General features: G+C 62.8%; 1 protein-coding gene. It reads left to right on the top strand.

The annotated features are described in order from the left end of the window. The coding region (locus ACTU46_RS16160) for a superoxide dismutase (protein ID WP_443383958.1) at positions 1-534 on the top strand (534 nt) is incomplete at its 5' end. Position 535 lies beyond the last annotated feature (1 nt).

The raw sequence follows: 535 nt of genomic DNA, 5'->3' as shown, positions 1-535 counted from the left end.
ATCATGGAGCTGCACCACACCAAGCACCACGCCACCTACGTCGCCGGCGCCAACGCCGCACTCGACGCCCTGGAGAAGGCACGCGAGGAGGGCACCAACCCGGATCAGATCCGCGCCCTGTCCAAGAACCTGGCCTTCAACCTGGGTGGTCACTCCAACCACTCCATCTTCTGGAAGAACCTCTCCCCCAACGGTGGCGGCGAGCCCACCGGCGAGCTGGCTGCGGCCATCGACCGTGATTTCGGTTCCTTCGCCAAGTTCCAGGACCACTTCAACTCCGCCGCACTGGGCCTGCAGGGCTCCGGCTGGGCCATCCTGGGCTTCGACCACGTCGCTGAGCGTCTGGTCATTCAGCAGCTGACCGATCAGCAGGGCAACATCTCCGCCAACATCACCCCGCTGCTGCAGCTGGACATGTGGGAGCACGCTTTCTACCTGCAGTACAAGAACGTCAAGGCTGATTACGTCAAGGCTGTCTGGAACATCTTCAACTGGGAGGACGTCGCTGCCCGCTTCGCCTCCGCCACCAAGTAAG

It is taken from the genome of Corynebacterium sp. A21, from assembly GCF_052266655.1.
Taxonomy (GTDB): Bacteria; Actinomycetota; Actinomycetes; order Mycobacteriales; family Mycobacteriaceae; genus Corynebacterium.
Note: the sequence above shows the minus strand (reverse complement) of the source record. Positions and strands in the feature narration are given on the sequence as shown.